The sequence below is a fragment of the Protofrankia sp. CiP1_Cm_nod2 genome (assembly GCF_920664355.1).
Taxonomy (GTDB): Bacteria; Actinomycetota; Actinomycetes; order Frankiales; family Frankiaceae; genus Protofrankia.
Genome location: NZ_CAKKTL010000102.1, coordinates 1 through 17,735, shown reverse-complemented (window position 1 = coordinate 17,735; position 17,735 = coordinate 1). Strand labels below are relative to the sequence as shown.

The window sequence follows — 17,735 nt, the reverse complement described above, 5'->3', positions numbered from 1 at the left end:
CCGCAGACGCGCGGCGCCACGGCGCCGGCCGCCCGGACGGAGGCCGCGTGCCCGGGGCCGGACACCCGGCACCGGCGGCGGGCCGGCCAGCCGGCCGGGGAAACATCCGGAAGGTGGTGGTCGTCCGGAAAAATCACCCGACGGTGACGCGGAAATGGTCGACGGTGACCGGCGGATGGCAACGATAAAGCTGTCATCCCCAGGGAGAGGACATAGGCTGGCGGATGTGGACGCCGAGCCAGTCGACTGGGACCTCGCCGTAGCGACCGCGCGGCGGCTTGTCCGGCCAGGCCCGCAGCTGCCCCGCGCCGAAGCGGACGCGGTGGTCGCGGACCTGCGGCGGCTGGCCGTCGAGGCGGAAGGCCATGTCCAGGCCTACACCCGGCTGGAACCGGCCGGTCCGGCCACGCCGATCGCCGTGGTGGACCGTCCGGAGTGGGTCCGTTCGAACGTCGCCGGCCTGCGGGTGATCGCCGGGCCGCTGCTGGGCAAGCTCGCTGACCGGGAGCGGGGCCGGCTGTCCTCGGCTGTCGGACGCACCGTCACCGGCGTCCAGCTCGGCACCGCCCTGGCCTATCTCGCGGGCAAGGTCCTCGGGCAGTACGAGGTCTTCCTCCCGCCCGAGCAGGCCGGGACGGCCGGCTCCGCCCCGGGCGCGGCCCCGGGCGCGGCCGCCGGGGAACCGGCCGGTGCCCTCCGCAAGGATCCGGCCGCCGGGGCGGAGGCGGACTCCCCCGCTCGGTCGATCGTCGCGCAGGCCGGGCGCCTGAGCCTGGTCGCGCCGAACATCGCCCACGCCGAGCAGACGCTGGGGGTCGACCCGCGCGACTTCCGGCTGTGGGTCTGCCTGCACGAACAGACCCACCGCACCCAGTTCACCGCCGTCCCGTGGCTGCGTCAGCACCTGGAGAACGAGATCGGCGCGTTCATCGAAGCGACCGATCTCGATCCGGAGGTGCTCGCCGAACGGGTGAAGTCGGCCGTCAGCGCCGTGCGCGGCGCCGTGCTCGACCGCGGGCCGAACGCGCCGAGCATCGTCGAGGCGCTCCAGACGCCCGCCCAGCGCCAGGTCCTGGACCGCCTCCAGGCGCTGATGACCCTCCTGGAGGGGCACGCCGACCAGGTCATGGACGCGGTCGGCCCGAAGGTCGTGCCGACCGTCACCGAGATCCGGACACGTTTCGACAGCCGGCGTGGCGGTGGTTCGCCGATCGACCGGTTCGTCCGCCGGCTGCTCGGGCTGGACCTCAAGCTCCAGCAGTACCGGCAGGGTGGCGCGTTCGTGCGGGCTGTCGTCGCCGAGGCCGGGGTGGACGCGTTCAACCTGGTCTGGGAGTCCCCCGAGACGCTGCCGACCCGCGCGGAGCTGGTCGATCCGGTTGCCTGGATGCAGCGGGTGCTGGGCTCGCGCCCGTCCCTGTCGGCCTGACCAGGGGTGTCGATCACCGGACAGGACGAGCGGGGCCCGCGCCCAGGGCAGCCCGCCGCGCGGGACGATGCCACCGCGCTTGCCAGGACATCGCCTGCCGGGACATCCGCCGGAGCCGGCCCCGCCGGAGCCACCCCCGACGGGGCCGGCGCGCCGGACGATGCCGTGGCACGGGACGGCGCGGGAGCGCGTGGCGTGATGCGGGCATGCGGAGCCGTGAGCGGGATCCGGGTGGCCGTCCGGCGCTCGATCGCCGATCTCGCCCCTGGCAGCCTGGTGCTCGTGGCCTGCTCCGGCGGGGCGGACTCGCTGGCGTTGGCCGCCGCGCTGGCGTTCATCGCCCCCCGCCGGGCTCTGCGCGCCGGGCTGCTCACCGTCGACCACGGCTGGTACGAGGGTTCCGCGGCACAGGCGGCCACGGTGGCCGCGCGCGGCCGGGCGCTCGGGTTCGACCCCGTGGAGGTGCTGCCGGCGCACTCCCCGCGCTCGGAGGGCGCCGCCCGGCAGGCCCGCCGGTCCGCCCTGCTCGACGCGGCGGGGCGGCTGGGGGCGAGCGCGCTGCTGCTCGGCCACACCCTTGACGACCAGGCCGAGACAGTGCTGTTGCGGCTCGCCCGCGGGTCGGGCACCCGGTCGCTGGCGGGCATGCCCCGCCTGGACGGAGTGATCAGGCGTCCGCTGCTGGATGTCCGCGGGTCGGCGACGCGCGACGCGTGCCTCGCCGAGGGGCTGACACCGTGGGACGACCCGACCAACGCCGACGAGGCGTTCGCCCGGGCCCGGGTCCGGCACCGGGCGCTGCCCGTCCTGGAGGAGACCATCGGGCCGGGCATCGCCGAGGCGCTCGCGCGCACCGCGGACCTGCTACGGGCCGACACCGGCGCGCTCGACGCCGACGCGGCGCTGGCCTACGAGCGTCTGACGCTGCCCCAGCCCCCCCACCAGCTGCGCGGTCATGACCGGGACGCGGCCGGGCCGCCCGCTCGGGTCGACCTGGACCTCGCCGGGCTCGCCGGGCTCAGCGAGGCGCTGCGTACCCGGGTGCTGCGCCGGGCTGCCCTGGCCGTGGGAAGCGCGCCGACCGGCCTGCGGGCCGATCATGTCCGGGCCATGGACGATCTGGTGACCAGATGGCGTGGGCAGAAGCCCGTCCCGTTGCCGTCCGGTGTTGTCGCCGTCCGCGCGGATGGCAGGATCTCGGTGTTCCAGACCACCGGACCGCGGACCGCGGGCCGGGAGGAGACCTCCCCACAGCCCGCGGCCCGCGGGTCCGGGAGCCAGTCCAGCACCCACGCGCGGGACGCCCTGGCCGGCCGGCCGCGCGGACACTCCAGGGAGACTCAGGTGGCCGCTGCGCACACGATGCCCGACGAGATCGGCTTCGGCAGGCCCGGATCAGGAACGGATCTTTCCCCGCGGACCGGCCAGCACCCCGACATCGCCGAGGTGCTGGTCACCCCCGGTGACATCGCCGCCAGGATCGGGGAGCTCGCCGCCCGGGTCGACGCCGACTACGCCGGCCGCGAGGTGCTGCTCCTCGGCGTCCTCAAGGGCGCGGTGATGGTGATGGCCGACCTCTCCCGGGCCCTGACCATACCGGTGACCATGGAGTTCATGGCTGTCTCGTCGTACGGCTCGGCCACCTCGTCCTCGGGTGTGGTGCGCATCCTCAAGGATCTGGACCGCTCGATCGAGGGGCGGGACGTGCTGGTGGTCGAGGACATCATCGACTCCGGCCTGACCCTGTCGTGGCTGCTGCGCAATCTGCGCTCGCGGGGGCCGGCGTCCCTGGAGGTGTTCACGCTGTTGCGCAAACCGGAGGCGCTGGCGGCCGACATCGACGTCCGGTACGTCGGCTTCGACATCCCGAGCGCCTTCGTCGTCGGCTACGGCCTGGACTACGCTGAGCACTACCGTACGCTACCCTACGTAGGGACGCTGCATGCGGACGCGATCGCGCGTGGCGCCCGGTAGGCCCCGTCCGCCCTGGCGCGGGCGATGGCGATGGCACGGACCGTGCCGATGATCTCGCGAGCGACGGATCCGGCGGGCCGGTGGCGGCGGGTCACGCTACGAACCGCCCATTCGGGGCAGCGCGGCGGAACAGTACGCATCAGTTGCCCGTTGCTCGGATGTACGCGCGGTAAGGCGCGCGTACCGGCGGTACCCTCGGCACAAGGGAATCCCGAACGAGGGCGGCACACACGTCAGGAGGGTGGAGCGCGCGTGTCCAGCGCTCCAGGCAGATGACTCCAAGAAGAATCTTCCGCGGCTGGGTGCCTCTGCTGCTCCTGGCCGTACTCGTGATCGTTCTCGCGACCAATGTGCTGTCTGGCTCAGGCGAGTACACCAAACGTGACCTGAACTTCATTCAGCAGCAGATCACCGATGGGCAGGTCAAGGGCGCCACCATCCAGGACTCGAAGCAGCGCATCGAGATCACGACGAAGGTCGGTGACAAGAAGTACGAGTCGTCGTACGTCACCGACCAGGCCGTGAAGCTCGCCGACGACCTGCGGGCGCAGCGCGTCCCCTACGAGGTCAAGGTCGAGCAGGGCAACATCATCGTGTCGCTGCTGCTCAACCTGCTGCCGGTGCTGCTGGTGGTGTTCCTGCTGTTCTTCTTCATGAACCAGATGCAGGGCGGCGGCAACCGGGTCATGAACTTCGGCAAGTCCAAGGCCAAGCTGGTCAGCAAGGACACGCCGAAGACGACCTTCGCTGACGTGGCCGGCGCCGACGAGGCCATCGAGGAGCTCCAGGAGATCAAGGAGTTCCTGGAGAACCCCGGCAAGTTCCAGGCCATGGGGGCCAAGATTCCCAAGGGCGTGCTGCTCTACGGGCCGCCCGGCACCGGCAAGACACTGCTGGCCCGCGCGGTCGCCGGCGAGGCCGGCGTGCCGTTCTACTCGATCTCCGGCTCGGACTTCGTGGAGATGTTCGTCGGTGTCGGCGCGAGCCGCGTCCGGGACCTGTTCGAACAGGCCAAGACCAACGCTCCGGCGATCATCTTCGTGGACGAGATCGACGCGGTGGGCCGCCACCGCGGGGCCGGCCTCGGCGGCGGCCACGACGAGCGCGAGCAGACCCTCAACCAGCTCCTGGTCGAGATGGACGGGTTCGATGTCAAGGGCGGTGTGATCCTCATCGCCGCGACGAACCGGCCCGACATCCTCGACCCCGCGCTGCTGCGCCCGGGCCGCTTCGACCGGCAGATCGTCGTCGACCGGCCCGACCTGCTCGGCCGTGAGGCGATCCTGAAGGTGCACGCCAAGGGCAAGCCGATCGAGCCGGACGTCGACATGCTGGTCATCGCGCGCCGGACCCCCGGGTTCACCGGCGCCGACCTGGCGAACGTGCTCAACGAGGCCGCGCTGCTCACCGCCCGGTCGGATCACAAGTTCATCTCCTCGGACCTGCTGGAGGAGTCGATCGACCGGGTGATGGCCGGCCCGGAACGCAAGAACCGGGTGATGAGCGACAAGGAGAAGAAGCGGATCGCCTACCACGAGGGCGGGCACGCGCTGGTCGGGCACGCGCTGCCGAACAGCGACCCCGTCCATAAGATCACGATCCTGCCTCGCGGGCGGGCCCTGGGCTACACCATGCAGCTCCCCCAGGAGGACCGCTATCTGCGCACCCGGTCGGAGATGCTGGACGACCTCGCGGTGTGCCTGGGCGGGCGGACCGCCGAGGAACTCGTGTTCCACGAGCCGACGACGGGCGCCAGCGACGACATCGACAAGGCCACGAAGATCGCCCGATCCATGGTCACCCAGTTCGGGATGAGCGACAAGCTCGGCGCGGTCCGGTTCGGTGGCGAGAGCAGCGAGGTCTTCCTCGGCCGTGACATGGGCCACCAGCGCGACTACTCCGAGGAGCTCGCCGCGGAGATCGACGCCGAGGTCCGCCAGCTGATCGAGTCGGCGCACGACGAGGCCTGGGAGATCCTCGTCCGCTACCGGGACGTCCTGGACAACCTCGTCCTGCGTCTCATGGACGTCGAGACGCTCGGCAAGGACGATGTCCTGGAGATCTTCGCGACCGTGGAGAAGCGGCCCAGCCGCGGCTCCTACACCGGCGTCGGCAAGCGCCTGCCGTCCGACCGGCCACCGGTGATGACCCCGGCCGAGCTGGCCCTGCACAAGTCCGGCGACGTCAGCGACCTCGTCGCCGGCAGCGGTGCCGGCGCTGGCGCCGGGCAGCACGGCCGGACGAACGGAGCCGGCCGCGGCGGCAACGGTAACGGTTCGGGCACCCCTGGTGGGAATGGATCCACAACCACCCCGGTTGGCCCTGCTGACTCCTCGGCACCCGGGGAGGAGGACACCCGGGCGGGCTCCTCGACGCCGTCGTCGCCCATCCCGCGGATCTCGGATCCGTGGGCGCCCCCGAGCCTGCCGAACGACGACGACAGGGGACGCCGTTGACGACCGATTCCGGCCTCGCACCTCCCAGCGGGCACACCTCCCTCTCCACGGCATCCGCGAGCGCCGTGGACACGGTGGACACGGTGGACACGGTGGACACGGTCACGCAGAGCGTGAACGCCGGTACGGCCCTCGCCGCGGACGTCGCCGCCCAGCGGCGGGGGCCGGATCTCGGCCCGCAGGCCGTCCGGCCGTTCGACCACGAGCGGGTCGCGCGCGCCGTCCGGGAGCTGCTGATCGGTATCGGTGAGGACCCGGACAGGGAGGGGCTGCGCAAGACCCCGGAACGGGTCGCCCGCGCCTACCAGGAGGCGGTCGAAGGCCTCGGACGGGACCCCTCCGAGGTGCTGACCACCGTTTTCGACGAAGGCCACGAAGAGATGGTGCTGGTCCGCGACATCGACTTCACGTCGCTGTGCGAGCACCATCTGGTCGCGTTCGCCGGCAAGGCGCATGTGGCCTACATCCCGAACGAAAGCGGCCAGATCACCGGGCTGTCCAAGCTCGCCCGGCTCGTGGACCTGTACTCGCGACGCCCCCAGGTGCAGGAACGGCTGACGACCCAGATCGCCGACGCGCTGGAACAGGCGCTCTCCCCCAGGGGGGTCATGGTCGTGGTCGAGGCCGAGCATCTGTGCATGTCCATGCGCGGGGTCCGCAAGCCGGGCGCCCGCACGATGACGTCGGCGGTGCGCGGCCAGTTCCTGAGCACCGCGACCCGCAACGAGGGTATGTCGCTCATCCTCAGCCGCCGCTGACCTCCCGCGGCGGCGCCGGACGCCTGGGCGCCTGTGCCTGACAGGACCGTGCCCGACGGGGCCCGTGTCTGATGGATGACCAGCCGTGCGGACGGCGCCCATCAGACACGGCCCACAGCCAGATGCGGCCTACAGCCGGCAGGCCTGGATGGACGAGACGATGATGCCCCGGGCGCCGATCTCCCACAGGTCGTCCATCACGCGGTTGAGCTCCGTGTGCGGCACCATGGCGCGCACCGCGACCCAGCCCTCACGCTGCAACGGGGATATGGTCGGCGACTCGTAACCAGGGGTTATCTCGCAGGCCTTCTCCAGCACGGAGTTCGGGACGTCGTAGTCCATGATGACGTAGCGTCGAGCGACCAGCACGCCCTGGATGCGGCGCAGCAGCCGTTCGTGCGCCGTGGTGAGCTCCAGCCCCTTCTTCACCACGACCACGGCCTCCGAGGACAGCACCGGCTCGCCCAGCAGCGTCAGCCCATGGGCACGCAGTGTGCGCCCGGTCTCCACCACGTCCGCGACGGCGTCGGCGACCCCGAGCCGGATGGCGGTCTCCACCGCGCCGTCCAGCCGGACGATCTGGGCGTCGACGCCGCGCCGGGCCAGGTCGGCGGCAACCAGCCCGGGGAAGGAGGTGGCGATCCGGGTGCCGGCCAGCGCCTCGACATCGGTCACGCTGCCTTCCGGCACGGCGTAGCGGAAGGTCGAGAACCCGAAACCCAGCGGCAGCAGCTCGTCGGCGGCGACCCCACTGTCGATCAGCAGGTCGCGGCCGGTGATGCCGATGTCCAGCCGGCCGGCCCCGACATAGACGGCGATGTCACGCGGCCGGAGGAAGAAGAACTCGATGTCGTTCTCGACGTCGGTGACGACCAGCTCCGCCGATTCGCGACGCGCCTGATAGCCCGCGTCGACGAGCAACTGGCTGGACGCGGTCGCCAGCGCCCCCTTGTTGGGCACCGCGAGTCGCAGCATCATCGCCCCCGTGTCACAGTCCGGCGCCAAATGCGCACCGAAGGGCCGTCATCACAGCCTGGAGTATACGTCGTGCGGTGTCAGACCTGCGGAAATCATCACCAGCTGGCTCCAGTACAGCAGCTGCGACAGCTCCTCCGCAACCCGCTCCGGCCCCTCGTGCTCCGCCGCCATCCAGGTTTCCGCGGCTTCTTCGAGGAGCTTCTTCCCGATGTGGTGAATCCCTTTGTCCAGCGCGTCCACGCTGCCGGATCCGGGCGTTCGTTCACGCCATTTTCCAGCCAGCTCAAGATATAGTTCGTCAAACGTTTTCATCGCTTCCCGGGCACCTTCCTTCCCACGGCCTTCCCACGCCTTACCACCAGTCGCAAGAGTGATCGTTCTGGACGCTGGAAGGGCTGTCCGCCGCCTGGAGCCCGCTCCGGCCGGCGACCCAGGGACCTCGGCCTCCCGGACCACGCGCATGCTAACGCAGCACCCTACGGCCCCGCGGGACACCCGGCCGCAGCATGATCACGCCCCCTTCGGCCCCACAGCCCCGAAACCCGGCCTCGGCAGGATGGAGGGCAGCCGGCGCAGCCCGCGTGGATGAGGTTTACTGAACGACTGTGTTCTGCCCAGCGCTCGTCGCCACCGACCTCGACGGGACGCTGATCCGCACCGACGGCACGGTCTCACGACGTACCCGCGCCGCGCTGGAGCGGGTCAGGAGCGCCGGGTCCATCATCGTCTTCGTCACCGGGCGCCCGACCCGGGTCATGGCCGACATCGTGGCCCAGACCGGCACGTCGGGCTTGGCCGTCTGCGCGAACGGCGCGCTCGTCTACGACCTGGACAACCGCGCCGCCCTCAGCCACCACGTCCTGGAGGCCGCCACCGCGCTCCGCCTGGCCACCGAGATCAGGGCGATCGTGCCGGACGCCGCCTTCGCCGTGGAAAGCGGTACCCACTTCGGCCGGGAGCCGGCCTTCACCACGATGTGGCCCGACCCGCACGAGGCCGTCGGGCACATCGCCGCACTGCTCACGGCCCTGCCCGTGACGAAACTGCTGGTCCGGCGCGCGCTGTCCGCGGGCGGCTTCGCCGACGTCCACAGCGCCATCGTGGCCGCCGCCGGATCGACGGCCGTGGTCACCACGTCCAGCTACGATCTTGTGGAGATCGCCGGGGCGGGTGTGTCCAAGGGCGTCGCCCTGGCGGAGATCGCGGCCGGGTACGGCGTGTCCGCGCGGCGCACGATCGCCTTCGGGGACATGCCGAACGACCTGCCGATGTTCGCCTGGGCCGGCCACGCCGTCGCGGTCGCCAACGCCCACCCGGACGTCCTCGCCGCCGCCGACGAGGTCACCGGCTCCAACGACGCCGACGGCGTCGCCCACGTCCTCGAACGCCTCTTCCGCTGACCACCTCGCCTCCGCCGGCCGCGCCGTCCCGGCCACGCTGCCTCCCACCGGCCGCGTCGTCCCGGCTGCGTCGTCCCGGCCATGGCGCCATGCCGCCGTGGCGGCGGGCGGCGTCGAGGGCCGCCCCGGCGGACAGATCCTTTCGCCGGGAGCGAGGATGGATCCATGCCACATCTGTCACCAGCACATGCACCGGCGGTGCTCCCGTGAGCGGCGCCGCGGGGGTGGGGGCCGCCGGCGCCCCGGCCCACGAGATCGATGCCGAGTTCCTCGCGCTGCCCCGGGCCGCCCTCGCCGACGCCGCCCTGCAGACCGCCCGCGACCTGGGCGCCACCCACGCCGACATCCGCGTCGAACGGCTGCGCAACGCGTCGCTGTCCTTCCGGGACGCCGGCCTGGAAAGCCGTGCCGACGGCCAGTCGGTCGGCTTCGCCGTCCGGGTCGTGCACAACGGCACCTGGGGGTTCGCCGCCGGTGTCGACCTCACCGTGGACGAGGCCGTCCGGGTGGCCCGGGAGGCGGTCGAGATCGCGCGGGTGGCGCGCCCGCTGAACAGCGAACCGGTGGAGCTGGCCGACGAGCCGGTGCACGCGGACGCGACCTGGGTGTCGGCCTACACGGTCGACCCGTTCGCCGTCGAGACGACCGAGAAGATCGAGCGGGTCGGGGGGCTGTGCCGCGCACTGCTGGCCGCCCAGGACGTCGACCACGTCGACGGCCGGCTCGGCCAGGTACTGGAGAACAAGTTCTACGCCGACCTCGCCGGGACGAGCACCACCCAGCAGCGCGTCCGGGTGATCTGCCAGCTTGAGGCGACCCGGGTCGACCGCGCCGCCGGCGGCTTCGAGACCATGCGCACGATCGCGCCGCCGGCCGGCCGCGGCTGGGAGTGGCTGGTCTCCGGCCCCGCCGCGGGCTGCTGGGACTGGGACGCCGAGATCGAGCTGATCCCGTCCCTGCTCGCCGAGAAGGCCAAGGCGTCCTCGGTCGAGCCGGGCCGTTACGACCTGGTGATCGACCCGTCGAACCTGTGGCTGACGATCCACGAGTCGATCGGGCACGCCACCGAGCTCGACCGGGCGCTGGGCTACGAGGCCGCCTACGCCGGGACATCCTTCGCCACCCTCGACAGGATCGGCACGCTGCGCTACGGTTCCCCCGCCATGCACGTCACCGGGGACCGCACGGCCCCTCACGGCCTGGCGACCATCGGCTACGACGACGAGGGCGTCCAGGCCGGGCAGTGGGACATCGTCCGCGGCGGCACCCTGGTCGGCTACCAGCTCGACCGCCGGATGGCCGCGCAGAACGCCGCCGCCCTGGGCACCGGGCGGTCCAACGGCTGCGCGTTCGCGGACTCCCCCGGGCACGTGCCGATCCAGCGGATGGCGAACGTCTCGCTGCGGCCCGCGCCGGGCGGGCCGTCCACCGAGGAACTGATCTCCCGGGTGGACCGGGGGATCTACGTCGTCGGCGACAGGAGCTGGTCGATCGACATGCAGCGGTACAACTTCCAGTTCACCGGCCAGCGGTTCTACGAGATCCGCGACGGCCGGATCGTCGGGCAGCTGCGCGACGTCGCCTACCAGGCGACCACCACCGACTTCTGGGGCTCGCTCGAGGCCGTCGGCGGCGAGGCGACCTACGTTCTCGGTGGGGCGTTCAACTGCGGCAAGGGCCAGCCCGGGCAGGTCGCGGCGGTCAGCCACGGCTGCCCCTCGGCGCTGTTCCGGAACGTCAACATCCTCAACACCCAGCGGGAGGCAGGCCGGTGACCACACAGTCCCACGAGATCGTCGAACGGGCCCTGGAGTCGTCGCGAGCCGACGGGTGCGTGGTGATCGCCGGCGAGTCGAGCACGGTGAACCTGCGCTGGGCGAACAACACCCTGACAACCAACGGCGCGGCCCGCGACCGGTCCGTCACCGTGATCAGCGTGGTGGGCCAGGCGTTCGGCGTCCGCTCGGCCAGTAACGTCACCGACAGTGAGGATCTGGAGAAGCTGCTGCGCCTGTCCGAGGCGGACGCCCGGGAGGCCGAGGACGCCGACGACTACGCCGGCCTGCTCGGCCCGGGCGCCGGCGTCGGCGTGCCGCACTCCCCGGGCGAGACCGCGGTGGCCGCCGCCGAGGCCGTCGCGGAGGCCACCTTCACCGACCCCGCGCAGCGCACCAGCACGGGCGTGTTCACCGGGTTCGCGCGGGAGCTCGGCGAGGCGTTCGCCGCGGCGCGGGCGGACGGGCAGCGCCTGTTCGGTTTCGCCGAGCACGGGCTGACCACCACCTGGCTGGGCACCTCCGCGGGCCTGCGGCTGCGGCACAGCCAGCCGACCGGGTCGGTGGAGTGGAACGCCAAGAGCACCACCCCGGCCGGCTCGGTGTGGCACGGCCAGTCCACCCACGACTTCACCGACGTCTCCGTGCCCGCCACCCACGCGCTGCTCCGCGAGCGCCTGGCCTGGAGCGCCCGCTCGGTGGAGCTGCCCGCGGGCCGCTACGAGACGCTGCTGCCGCCGTCGGCCGTCGCCGACCTGCTGACCTACACCTACTGGTCGGCCGCCGGCCGGGACGCCGCCGAGGGACGCACCGTGTTCAGCCGGGCCGGCGGCAGCACCCGGATCGGCGAGACCCTGGGCCCGGCCGGGCTGCACCTGTTCAGCGACCCGCTGGACCCGGAGCTGCCGGCGACCCCGTTCGTGATCGCCGGGGCGTCGTCGGCGACGTCGAGCGTGTTCGACAACGGGCTGCCGCTGCGGCGCACCGACTGGATCGTGGATGGCAGGCTGGCCACGCTGATCCACACCCGCGCCTCGGCACGTGACGCCACCGCCCGCGGCGACGGGAACGGCGGCAAGGTGGCGGCGGCCCCGTTCATCGACAACCTGACCCTCGACGGCGGCGGGACGGCGTCCCTCGACGAGCTGATCGCGAACACCTCGCGGGGGCTGCTGCTGACCTGCCTGTGGTACATCCGCGAGGTCGACCCGCAGCTCCTCCTGCTCACCGGCCTCACCCGCGACGGCGTCTACCTGGTGGAGGACGGCGAGGTCGTCGGGGCGGTCAACAACTTCCGGTTCAACGAGAGCCCGGTGGACCTGCTGGGCCGGCTCACCGAGGTCGGGGCGACGGTACGGACGCTTCCCCGCGAGTGGGGGGACTGGTTCACCCTCGCCCGGATGCCGGCCCTGCGCGTCCCGGACTTCAACATGAGCTCGGTCAGCCCGGCGAGCTGACGCCCGCGCGTCTGGGGCGCCGGTCAGGTAACACGGCCCGTCCCAGACGGTCAAAAATGCATGACCGGATGCTGACACGTCATGAAAGTGAGGGAACAGGCGGCCGCCCCGACAGCCGTTCCCGCCCTCACTTTCATGCACAGCACAGGATGTATGCGTATGACTGCCTGTGACCGGTGTTCCAGGGTTTCTGTTCCCGCCGTTCTGACGTGGCGCCCGCGTGGCGCCGCACACCGCCGTGCGGCCCGTGCCGGCCACCCCACGCCGCCGGAGCCGGCGGCGCGCAGGCCGCCCACGAGTTCATCAGAGTTCATCAGAGGCCCACGAACTCATCAGAGGTAGGCGCCGCGGCCGAACTGCTCCCCCTGCTGGGGGGCACTGGGCAGGGCCCGCCGGCGCATCTCCTCCAGCTGGGCCCGGGCGGCCATCTGCTGGGCGAGCAGCGCCGTCTGGATGCCGTGGAAGAGGCCTTCCAGCCACCCGACGAGCTGCGCCTGAGCGATCCGCAGCTCGGCGTCGCTGGGGGTCTGGGAGTCGTTGAAGGGGAGCGTGAGCCGGCCGAGCTCCTCGGCCAGCTCCGGGGCGAGCCCGTCGAAGAGCTCGGTGATCGCGTTACGGTGGATCTCCCGGAGACGCACCCTGCTCGCCTCGTCCAGCGGTGCCGCCCGTACCTCCTCCAGCAACTGCTTGATCATCGAGCCGATCCGCATCACCTTGTCCGGCTGGGGAACCATCTCCATGAGCGCGCTCGCGTGATCATTGTCGTCTTCGGCCGTGGGCGACGCGGCCGGGTCACCACCGGTCTGGGCGGCCACGACCCGCGAGCGGGCGGTCACGATGCCCTCGTCCAGCGTTCCGTCCGGTCCGACGACCACGACCCGTGGGTCCGGTTGATCTGCCATACACCCATCCTGCCTGGTCGGTCCGACAGGTATGCGGCCAGGACGGAAACGAGTCCGCGACTGGGCACCGTCAGCAACGGACGACCACCCACATCACTATCCGCCGCCAGCTCCGCTTCCCGCGGCCAGCGGGTCACGGTCAGCGCGTTACGGGAGGCCCACGGCTACCGGAGGCCCACGAGGCTACGGGGCGTCCACGGCGAGCAGGACCTTGCCCACATGGCCGAACTCCTCGACGCGCCGGTGCGCGTCGGCGACCTTCTCGATCGGCAGCACCTGGTCGATCACCGGACGGATCGCCCCGGCCTCGACCGCCGGCCAGACCCGCTCGCGGACGTCCGCCACGATCGCGGCCTTCTGCTCGTCCGGCCGGGCCCGCAGGGACAGCGCGTGGACGCTCCCCCGCTTGGCCAGCAGCGCCGCCAGGTTCAGCTCGCCCTTGCGCCCGCCCTGCAACCCGATGACGACGATGCGCCCCTCGACGGCCAGCGCCTCGACGTTGCGTGCCAGGTAGGACCCGCCCATGTTGTCGAGGATCACGTCCGCGCCCCGGCCGCCGGTGGCCTCCCGCACCCGGTCGACGAAGTCCTCGTCCCGGTAGGAGATGGCGAGATCGGCCCCGAGCTCGCGGACGCGCGCCAGCTTCGCCGGGCTGCCCGCGGTGGTCGCGATCGTCGCCGACGGCCGCAGCGCCCGCACCGCCTGGATCGCGAACGTCCCGATCCCGGACGCCCCGCCGTGCACCAGGAACACCTCGCCGTCGCGCAGACCGGCCACCCCGAACACCGTCGAGCAGACCGTGGCCGCGACCTCGGGCAGCCCGGCGGCCTCGAGCAGCGAGACACCAGCCGGCACCGGGAGCACGTGGCCGGCGGGGACGTTGACCCTCGTCGCGTACCCGCCGCCGGCGAGCAGGGCGCAGACCTCGTCCCCCGGCTGCCACCCGGCCACCCCGGCGCCGACCGCGGCGACCCGGCCGGAGCACTCCAGCCCCAGCACGGCGGACGCGCCCGGCGGCGGTGGGTAGAAGCCCTGGCGTTGCAGCAGGTCGGCGCGGTTGACCGCGGAGGCGACCACGTCGATGGCGATCTCACCCGGGCCAGGCGGGGCGAGGTCGTCCACCTCCGCCCAGGACATGACCTCGGGAGCACCGAAAGACGCCACCGTCACCGCGCGCACCAGCCCACCGTATCCGCGCTCGCCCACCCGCGCACGGCACATCCGCCGTCCACGCCATGGGGCGGCCCCGCCACCCGGCGTGGACGGCCGCGCACCGCGCCCACCCGCATCCACGATCATCAACCGGCCGCCGGCGCAGGCGTCCCTCGACGGGAAGGCGACCCACCGAAACCCGGCGGTTTCCCGGACCAGGCCGGGAGCCGCCCGGGAACCACCGGCCCCGGCAACATGGTCATACCCGGATCGCGGAACCCCGCTGAGGAAATCCGGACGGCTCACGGTGGCCCGCCGTTCCACGAGCTCCCGGCACGTCCGATACGGACGGGACGGCGTCACGCACCGGACCATCCGGGACCGGAATCACGAGCCGGCCAATGGCTCGGAAGAATTCCTCCGGCCGGGGGCCGGTCGTGGACGATCCGCCATCGAGCGTTCACGGCGGCGGAAATCGTCATGCGGGAGATCGGAAACTAACCCGAGACCAGCCGCAGTACGGCGGACCCGTCGGAAGACCGTCCGGCCAGCTGGATCGAAACCGCCCCGGGTTCCGGAACCGGCGGCCCCTGCACCTTGCCGGGAGCACAGAATCCGCCGCGGGAGCCACCGCCGCGGAGCAGCGTGAAAGTGGTGCCGCAGGTGCTTCTGAGAGTGCCGGACGCCCGCCCGCCGCCCGCCAGGCTCAGCGCGAAGTCGAGCCCGTCGGGGCCTATCTTGGTCACGGAAAGAACGTCGGGACCCACCGCGATGTCGACCGGCCCGTACACGGACACCTCGCAGGTGCCGTCCGCACAGGCTTCAAACCGTGCGCCGTCGACCGCGGCCAACGGCACAGGCTGCGAAATGGCTCTGGCCGCGGCCGGAATGGCTAAAGGAACGATGACGGACGCCGCGGTGGGGGCAGGCGAGGTGACAGGAGGCAGGATGGCGGGCACCGCGGCGACGGCAGGGACGGTTCCGACGGGGGCGCCGCCGGACGCCGTGATGGTGGCGGCCTGGGAGCCGCAGCCAGCTATGGAAAGCGCCACGAGAAGCGCGCATCCCACCCGTCCACGAGATCCTGGGATTGACACGGAGCCACCGTTTCGACAGGCCATCATCGATTGCTGGTCCTCTCGCTCTGTCACCGGCTATCCGGCGGGCTGGTGACGACGCGGCGTACCCGCCAGCCGCACTCCCGCGCGCCCGCACCGCTGGTTGCCGACTGATGGTCGCCGACTGATCCGCCTACGTCATGTCCAGCTAACGGTGTCATACGGTAGTTGTCATATGGTGGTTATTGTGACAACGATGACTCTTCCCTGCGCCGCGCCCTGGCGTCCCGGCGTGTGAATGGCCGGATGACGAGCACTCCCAGGAGGGTGCAGGAAGAACGCGAACGACTCGGAAAAAACCCGCGCGACCATGTCAGATGTGTGAAGACCGCGTCAGACGCGTGAAAGGGAACCGCGGTCCGCGGCGGCCTGTCTGAACGACGGCAGCGGCTCCGGCATGGGGCGTCATCGCCCGCCGGCCGGCTGGTGCGGAACGCCGCCGGCCCGGACCGGCAGCAGCATGATCCCCTCCTGTGCCGGTCAGCCGGTCCGACGGAGCCCGGACACTCATCGGGTGACACCTGATGATCTCCGGGCGGCCCGGGCACGGATCAGACAGGCTCGGGCTCGGGCTCACTTGGGGTGGGTTCGGTGCGAGGGGAGGGCTCGTGTGGGGCGGGCGGCAGGTCAGGCGTGCTGGGGAGCAGCGGAGCGGGATCGTCCGGGACCGGAGCATCCGGGTCAAGCGGAGGCGGCGGGGCAGGCCGGCGTGCCCGGACGTCCCGGCGAGCCACAACGGCTTCATGCGAAGCACCCATATGCGCCGGCATACCCCGACCGGCGCTCCGCGGAAACATCACCGGCGTCGGCCGCGCGGCCCTGGCGACGAGCCCGGCCGGCTGACCGGCCGGCTGACCAGCCGGCTGACCGGGCGAATCACCCGGCTTCGTCCGAATGATGACCAAATCATGACGATGACCGAATTGTACGGACCCGCCGCGGCCCATAGGCTGCGCGCCGGACATACTTCTCGCATCCTGCCATCGGGCGAGATCCACACGTGTGGCGCATCGCCTGTCGGACGAGCTTCAGGAGCGCGCCGGTTGGAACGGGACGGGGACACCACCGAAGCGGACAGTACCGCGGGCACCTTCGCCGTACCGAATGACCCCGTGGCACCCGATGGCCTCCACAGCGACCACGATGACCATGAACGCCTCGGCGATCACGGTGGCCCGGCCGCGGAGTTCCACGCCTTCTTCGAGCGGCATCATCGCCAGCTGTCCCGGCTCGCCTATCTGCTGACCAACGACCATGATGCCGCCGACGACATCACCGCCGACGCGTTCACCGCCGCCTGGCGGCGCTGGGACAGCGTCCGTCAGGCCGACAGCCCGCTGGCCTACCTCAGACGTACCGTCGCGAACATGGCGGCGAGCCGGCTACGGAAGATCATACGTGAGCGGCACGGCCTCGGCATCCTCGGCGGCCTGGCCGAGACCCGCAGCACCGACACCGACGTGCCGGCGGTCGTCGACGTCCGGACGGCGTTGATGTCGCTGTCGACCGGCAAACGGGAGTGCCTGGTGCTCCGGTACGCCTTCGACCTCTCCGAGGACGAGACCGCCCGCACCCTGGGGATCTCCGTCGGCACGGTCAAGAGCCAGACCTCCAAGGGCGCCGGTGAGCTGGAGCGCATCCTGCTGGCGGGCACGCGCGACAGCACACGCGACAGCGCCCGGGGGCCGCAGGCCGCGTCGGTGACGGATCCCGTGGCCCGGCCGGGCAGGAAGCATCCCGAGGCGCGCAAGGGGCTGCCGCGCCGACGGCACGACGTCGACCCGCGGGCGCGGCTGCGGGGCGGGGAGGCGACGTGACGGGCGGCCGCGGTGGCGCCGGCCGCCGCCACCGCGGACACACCCGGGTGGAACCGGGGCCGTGGCTGTCCGAGGCGCTCACGCAGGCGGCGGACGCGCACGAGCCGGACAGCGCACGGATCCGTGGACGCGTCATCGGGCCGGGCCACGAGACCCACCCGCCGCTGGCCCACGCTGCCGGCCGTCGTCCCGGAAGCCCGCCCCGGCCCCCTCGTGACCGGCGGCGGCGACGGAGCCTGGGAAGGGCGGTCCCGCGAGGGAGAGGGCCGGGGATGCCGCCGGTTGTCTCCCCCCGGTCCAGGATGATCGTCCTGGGTGCCGTCGCCGGCGTGCTCGGCGTCGTGGCGATCACGCTGACCGGTATCCGGACGGTCCCGTCGCACGATAATGATCATTCTGTGTCGGCCACGGCGCTTCCGGTGCCACCGGCCGCCGCCGCGACCGGGGCCGTCCCGCCCCTGCCCGCCTCCTCGCGGCAGCCCGCGTCGAGCGGGCCGACGGAGCAGACCACGCCCGGCC

Annotated in this window: 13 protein-coding genes and 1 pseudogene; 9 read left to right on the top strand and 5 right to left on the bottom strand. The window is 72.0% G+C overall.

What is annotated here, in order from left to right; translation table 11 throughout:
- Nucleotides 1-226: 226 nt before the first annotated feature.
- The 4 genes from NBW84_RS13095 (at nucleotide 227) to folE (ending at nucleotide 6,617) form a co-directional block, all read left to right on the top strand.
- A complete protein-coding gene (locus NBW84_RS13095) occupies nucleotides 227-1,429 on the top strand; it encodes a zinc-dependent metalloprotease (RefSeq protein ID WP_250284931.1) in 1,203 nt (400 codons plus the stop codon).
- Between the two features lie 198 nt (nucleotides 1,430-1,627).
- The gene (hpt, locus tag NBW84_RS13090) at nucleotides 1,628-3,403 is read left to right on the top strand and encodes a hypoxanthine phosphoribosyltransferase (protein ID WP_250284937.1); all 1,776 of its coding nucleotides are present in this window, start codon (nucleotides 1,628-1,630) and stop codon (nucleotides 3,401-3,403) included.
- Between the two features lie 272 nt (nucleotides 3,404-3,675).
- Nucleotides 3,676-5,859, top strand: coding sequence for an ATP-dependent zinc metalloprotease FtsH (gene ftsH, locus NBW84_RS13085; RefSeq protein WP_250284929.1), 2,184 nt, complete (start codon nucleotides 3,676-3,678; stop codon nucleotides 5,857-5,859).
- A gap of 113 nt (nucleotides 5,860-5,972) precedes the next feature.
- Entirely contained in the window at nucleotides 5,973-6,617 is a 645-nt protein-coding gene (folE, locus tag NBW84_RS13080) for a GTP cyclohydrolase I FolE (protein WP_445548231.1), read from the top strand.
- Nucleotides 6,618-6,746: 129 nt separating this feature from the next.
- Here folE and hisG read toward each other — a convergent pair whose 3' ends face one another.
- Both hisG and NBW84_RS13070 read right to left on the bottom strand, forming a co-directional pair.
- A complete protein-coding gene (hisG, locus tag NBW84_RS13075) occupies nucleotides 6,747-7,592 on the bottom strand; it encodes an ATP phosphoribosyltransferase (protein ID WP_250284933.1) in 846 nt (281 codons plus the stop codon).
- Nucleotides 7,593-7,643: 51 nt separating this feature from the next.
- Complete coding sequence (locus NBW84_RS13070) at nucleotides 7,644-7,907, bottom strand: phosphoribosyl-ATP diphosphatase (protein WP_250284928.1); 264 nt, start codon at nucleotides 7,905-7,907, stop codon at nucleotides 7,644-7,646.
- Between the two features lie 293 nt (nucleotides 7,908-8,200).
- Here NBW84_RS13070 and NBW84_RS13065 point away from each other — a divergent pair, with 293 nt between their 5' ends.
- The 3 genes from NBW84_RS13065 to NBW84_RS13055 all read left to right on the top strand — a co-directional run bounded on the left by NBW84_RS13065 (nucleotide 8,201) and on the right by NBW84_RS13055 (nucleotide 12,227).
- Complete coding sequence (locus NBW84_RS13065) at nucleotides 8,201-8,995, top strand: HAD family hydrolase (protein WP_250284926.1); 795 nt, start codon at nucleotides 8,201-8,203, stop codon at nucleotides 8,993-8,995.
- Nucleotides 8,996-9,201: 206 nt separating this feature from the next.
- Nucleotides 9,202-10,770: a TldD/PmbA family protein gene (locus NBW84_RS13060; protein WP_250284924.1), complete on the top strand. Its 1,569-nt coding sequence runs from the start codon at nucleotides 9,202-9,204 to the stop codon at nucleotides 10,768-10,770.
- A complete protein-coding gene (locus tag NBW84_RS13055) occupies nucleotides 10,767-12,227 on the top strand; it encodes a metallopeptidase TldD-related protein (protein ID WP_250284922.1) in 1,461 nt (486 codons plus the stop codon). The genes NBW84_RS13060 and NBW84_RS13055 overlap by 4 nt, the downstream gene beginning before the upstream one ends.
- A 332-nt stretch (nucleotides 12,228-12,559) precedes the next feature.
- Here NBW84_RS13055 and NBW84_RS13050 read toward each other — a convergent pair whose 3' ends face one another.
- From NBW84_RS13050 to NBW84_RS13040, 3 genes are all read right to left on the bottom strand, one after another.
- Complete coding sequence (locus tag NBW84_RS13050; protein ID WP_250284921.1) at nucleotides 12,560-13,129, bottom strand: bacterial proteasome activator family protein; 570 nt, start codon at nucleotides 13,127-13,129, stop codon at nucleotides 12,560-12,562.
- A 183-nt stretch (nucleotides 13,130-13,312) separates the two neighbouring features.
- Complete coding sequence (locus NBW84_RS13045; RefSeq protein ID WP_445548230.1) at nucleotides 13,313-14,308, bottom strand: NAD(P)H-quinone oxidoreductase; 996 nt, start codon at nucleotides 14,306-14,308, stop codon at nucleotides 13,313-13,315.
- A 470-nt stretch (nucleotides 14,309-14,778) separates the two neighbouring features.
- Complete coding sequence (locus NBW84_RS13040) at nucleotides 14,779-15,240, bottom strand: hypothetical protein (RefSeq protein WP_250284919.1); 462 nt, start codon at nucleotides 15,238-15,240, stop codon at nucleotides 14,779-14,781.
- 1,271 nt (nucleotides 15,241-16,511) lie between these two features.
- On the opposite strand from NBW84_RS13040, the gene NBW84_RS13035 reads away from it, so the two are divergent.
- Together NBW84_RS13035 and NBW84_RS13030 are read left to right on the top strand one after the other, a co-directional pair.
- On the top strand, nucleotides 16,512-17,216 hold the full coding sequence (locus tag NBW84_RS13035) for a SigE family RNA polymerase sigma factor (protein ID WP_250284918.1): 705 nt from the start codon (nucleotides 16,512-16,514) through the stop codon (nucleotides 17,214-17,216).
- A 272-nt stretch (nucleotides 17,217-17,488) separates the two neighbouring features.
- Nucleotides 17,489-17,735, top strand: a pseudogene (locus tag NBW84_RS13030) (hypothetical protein); the annotation flags it as partial.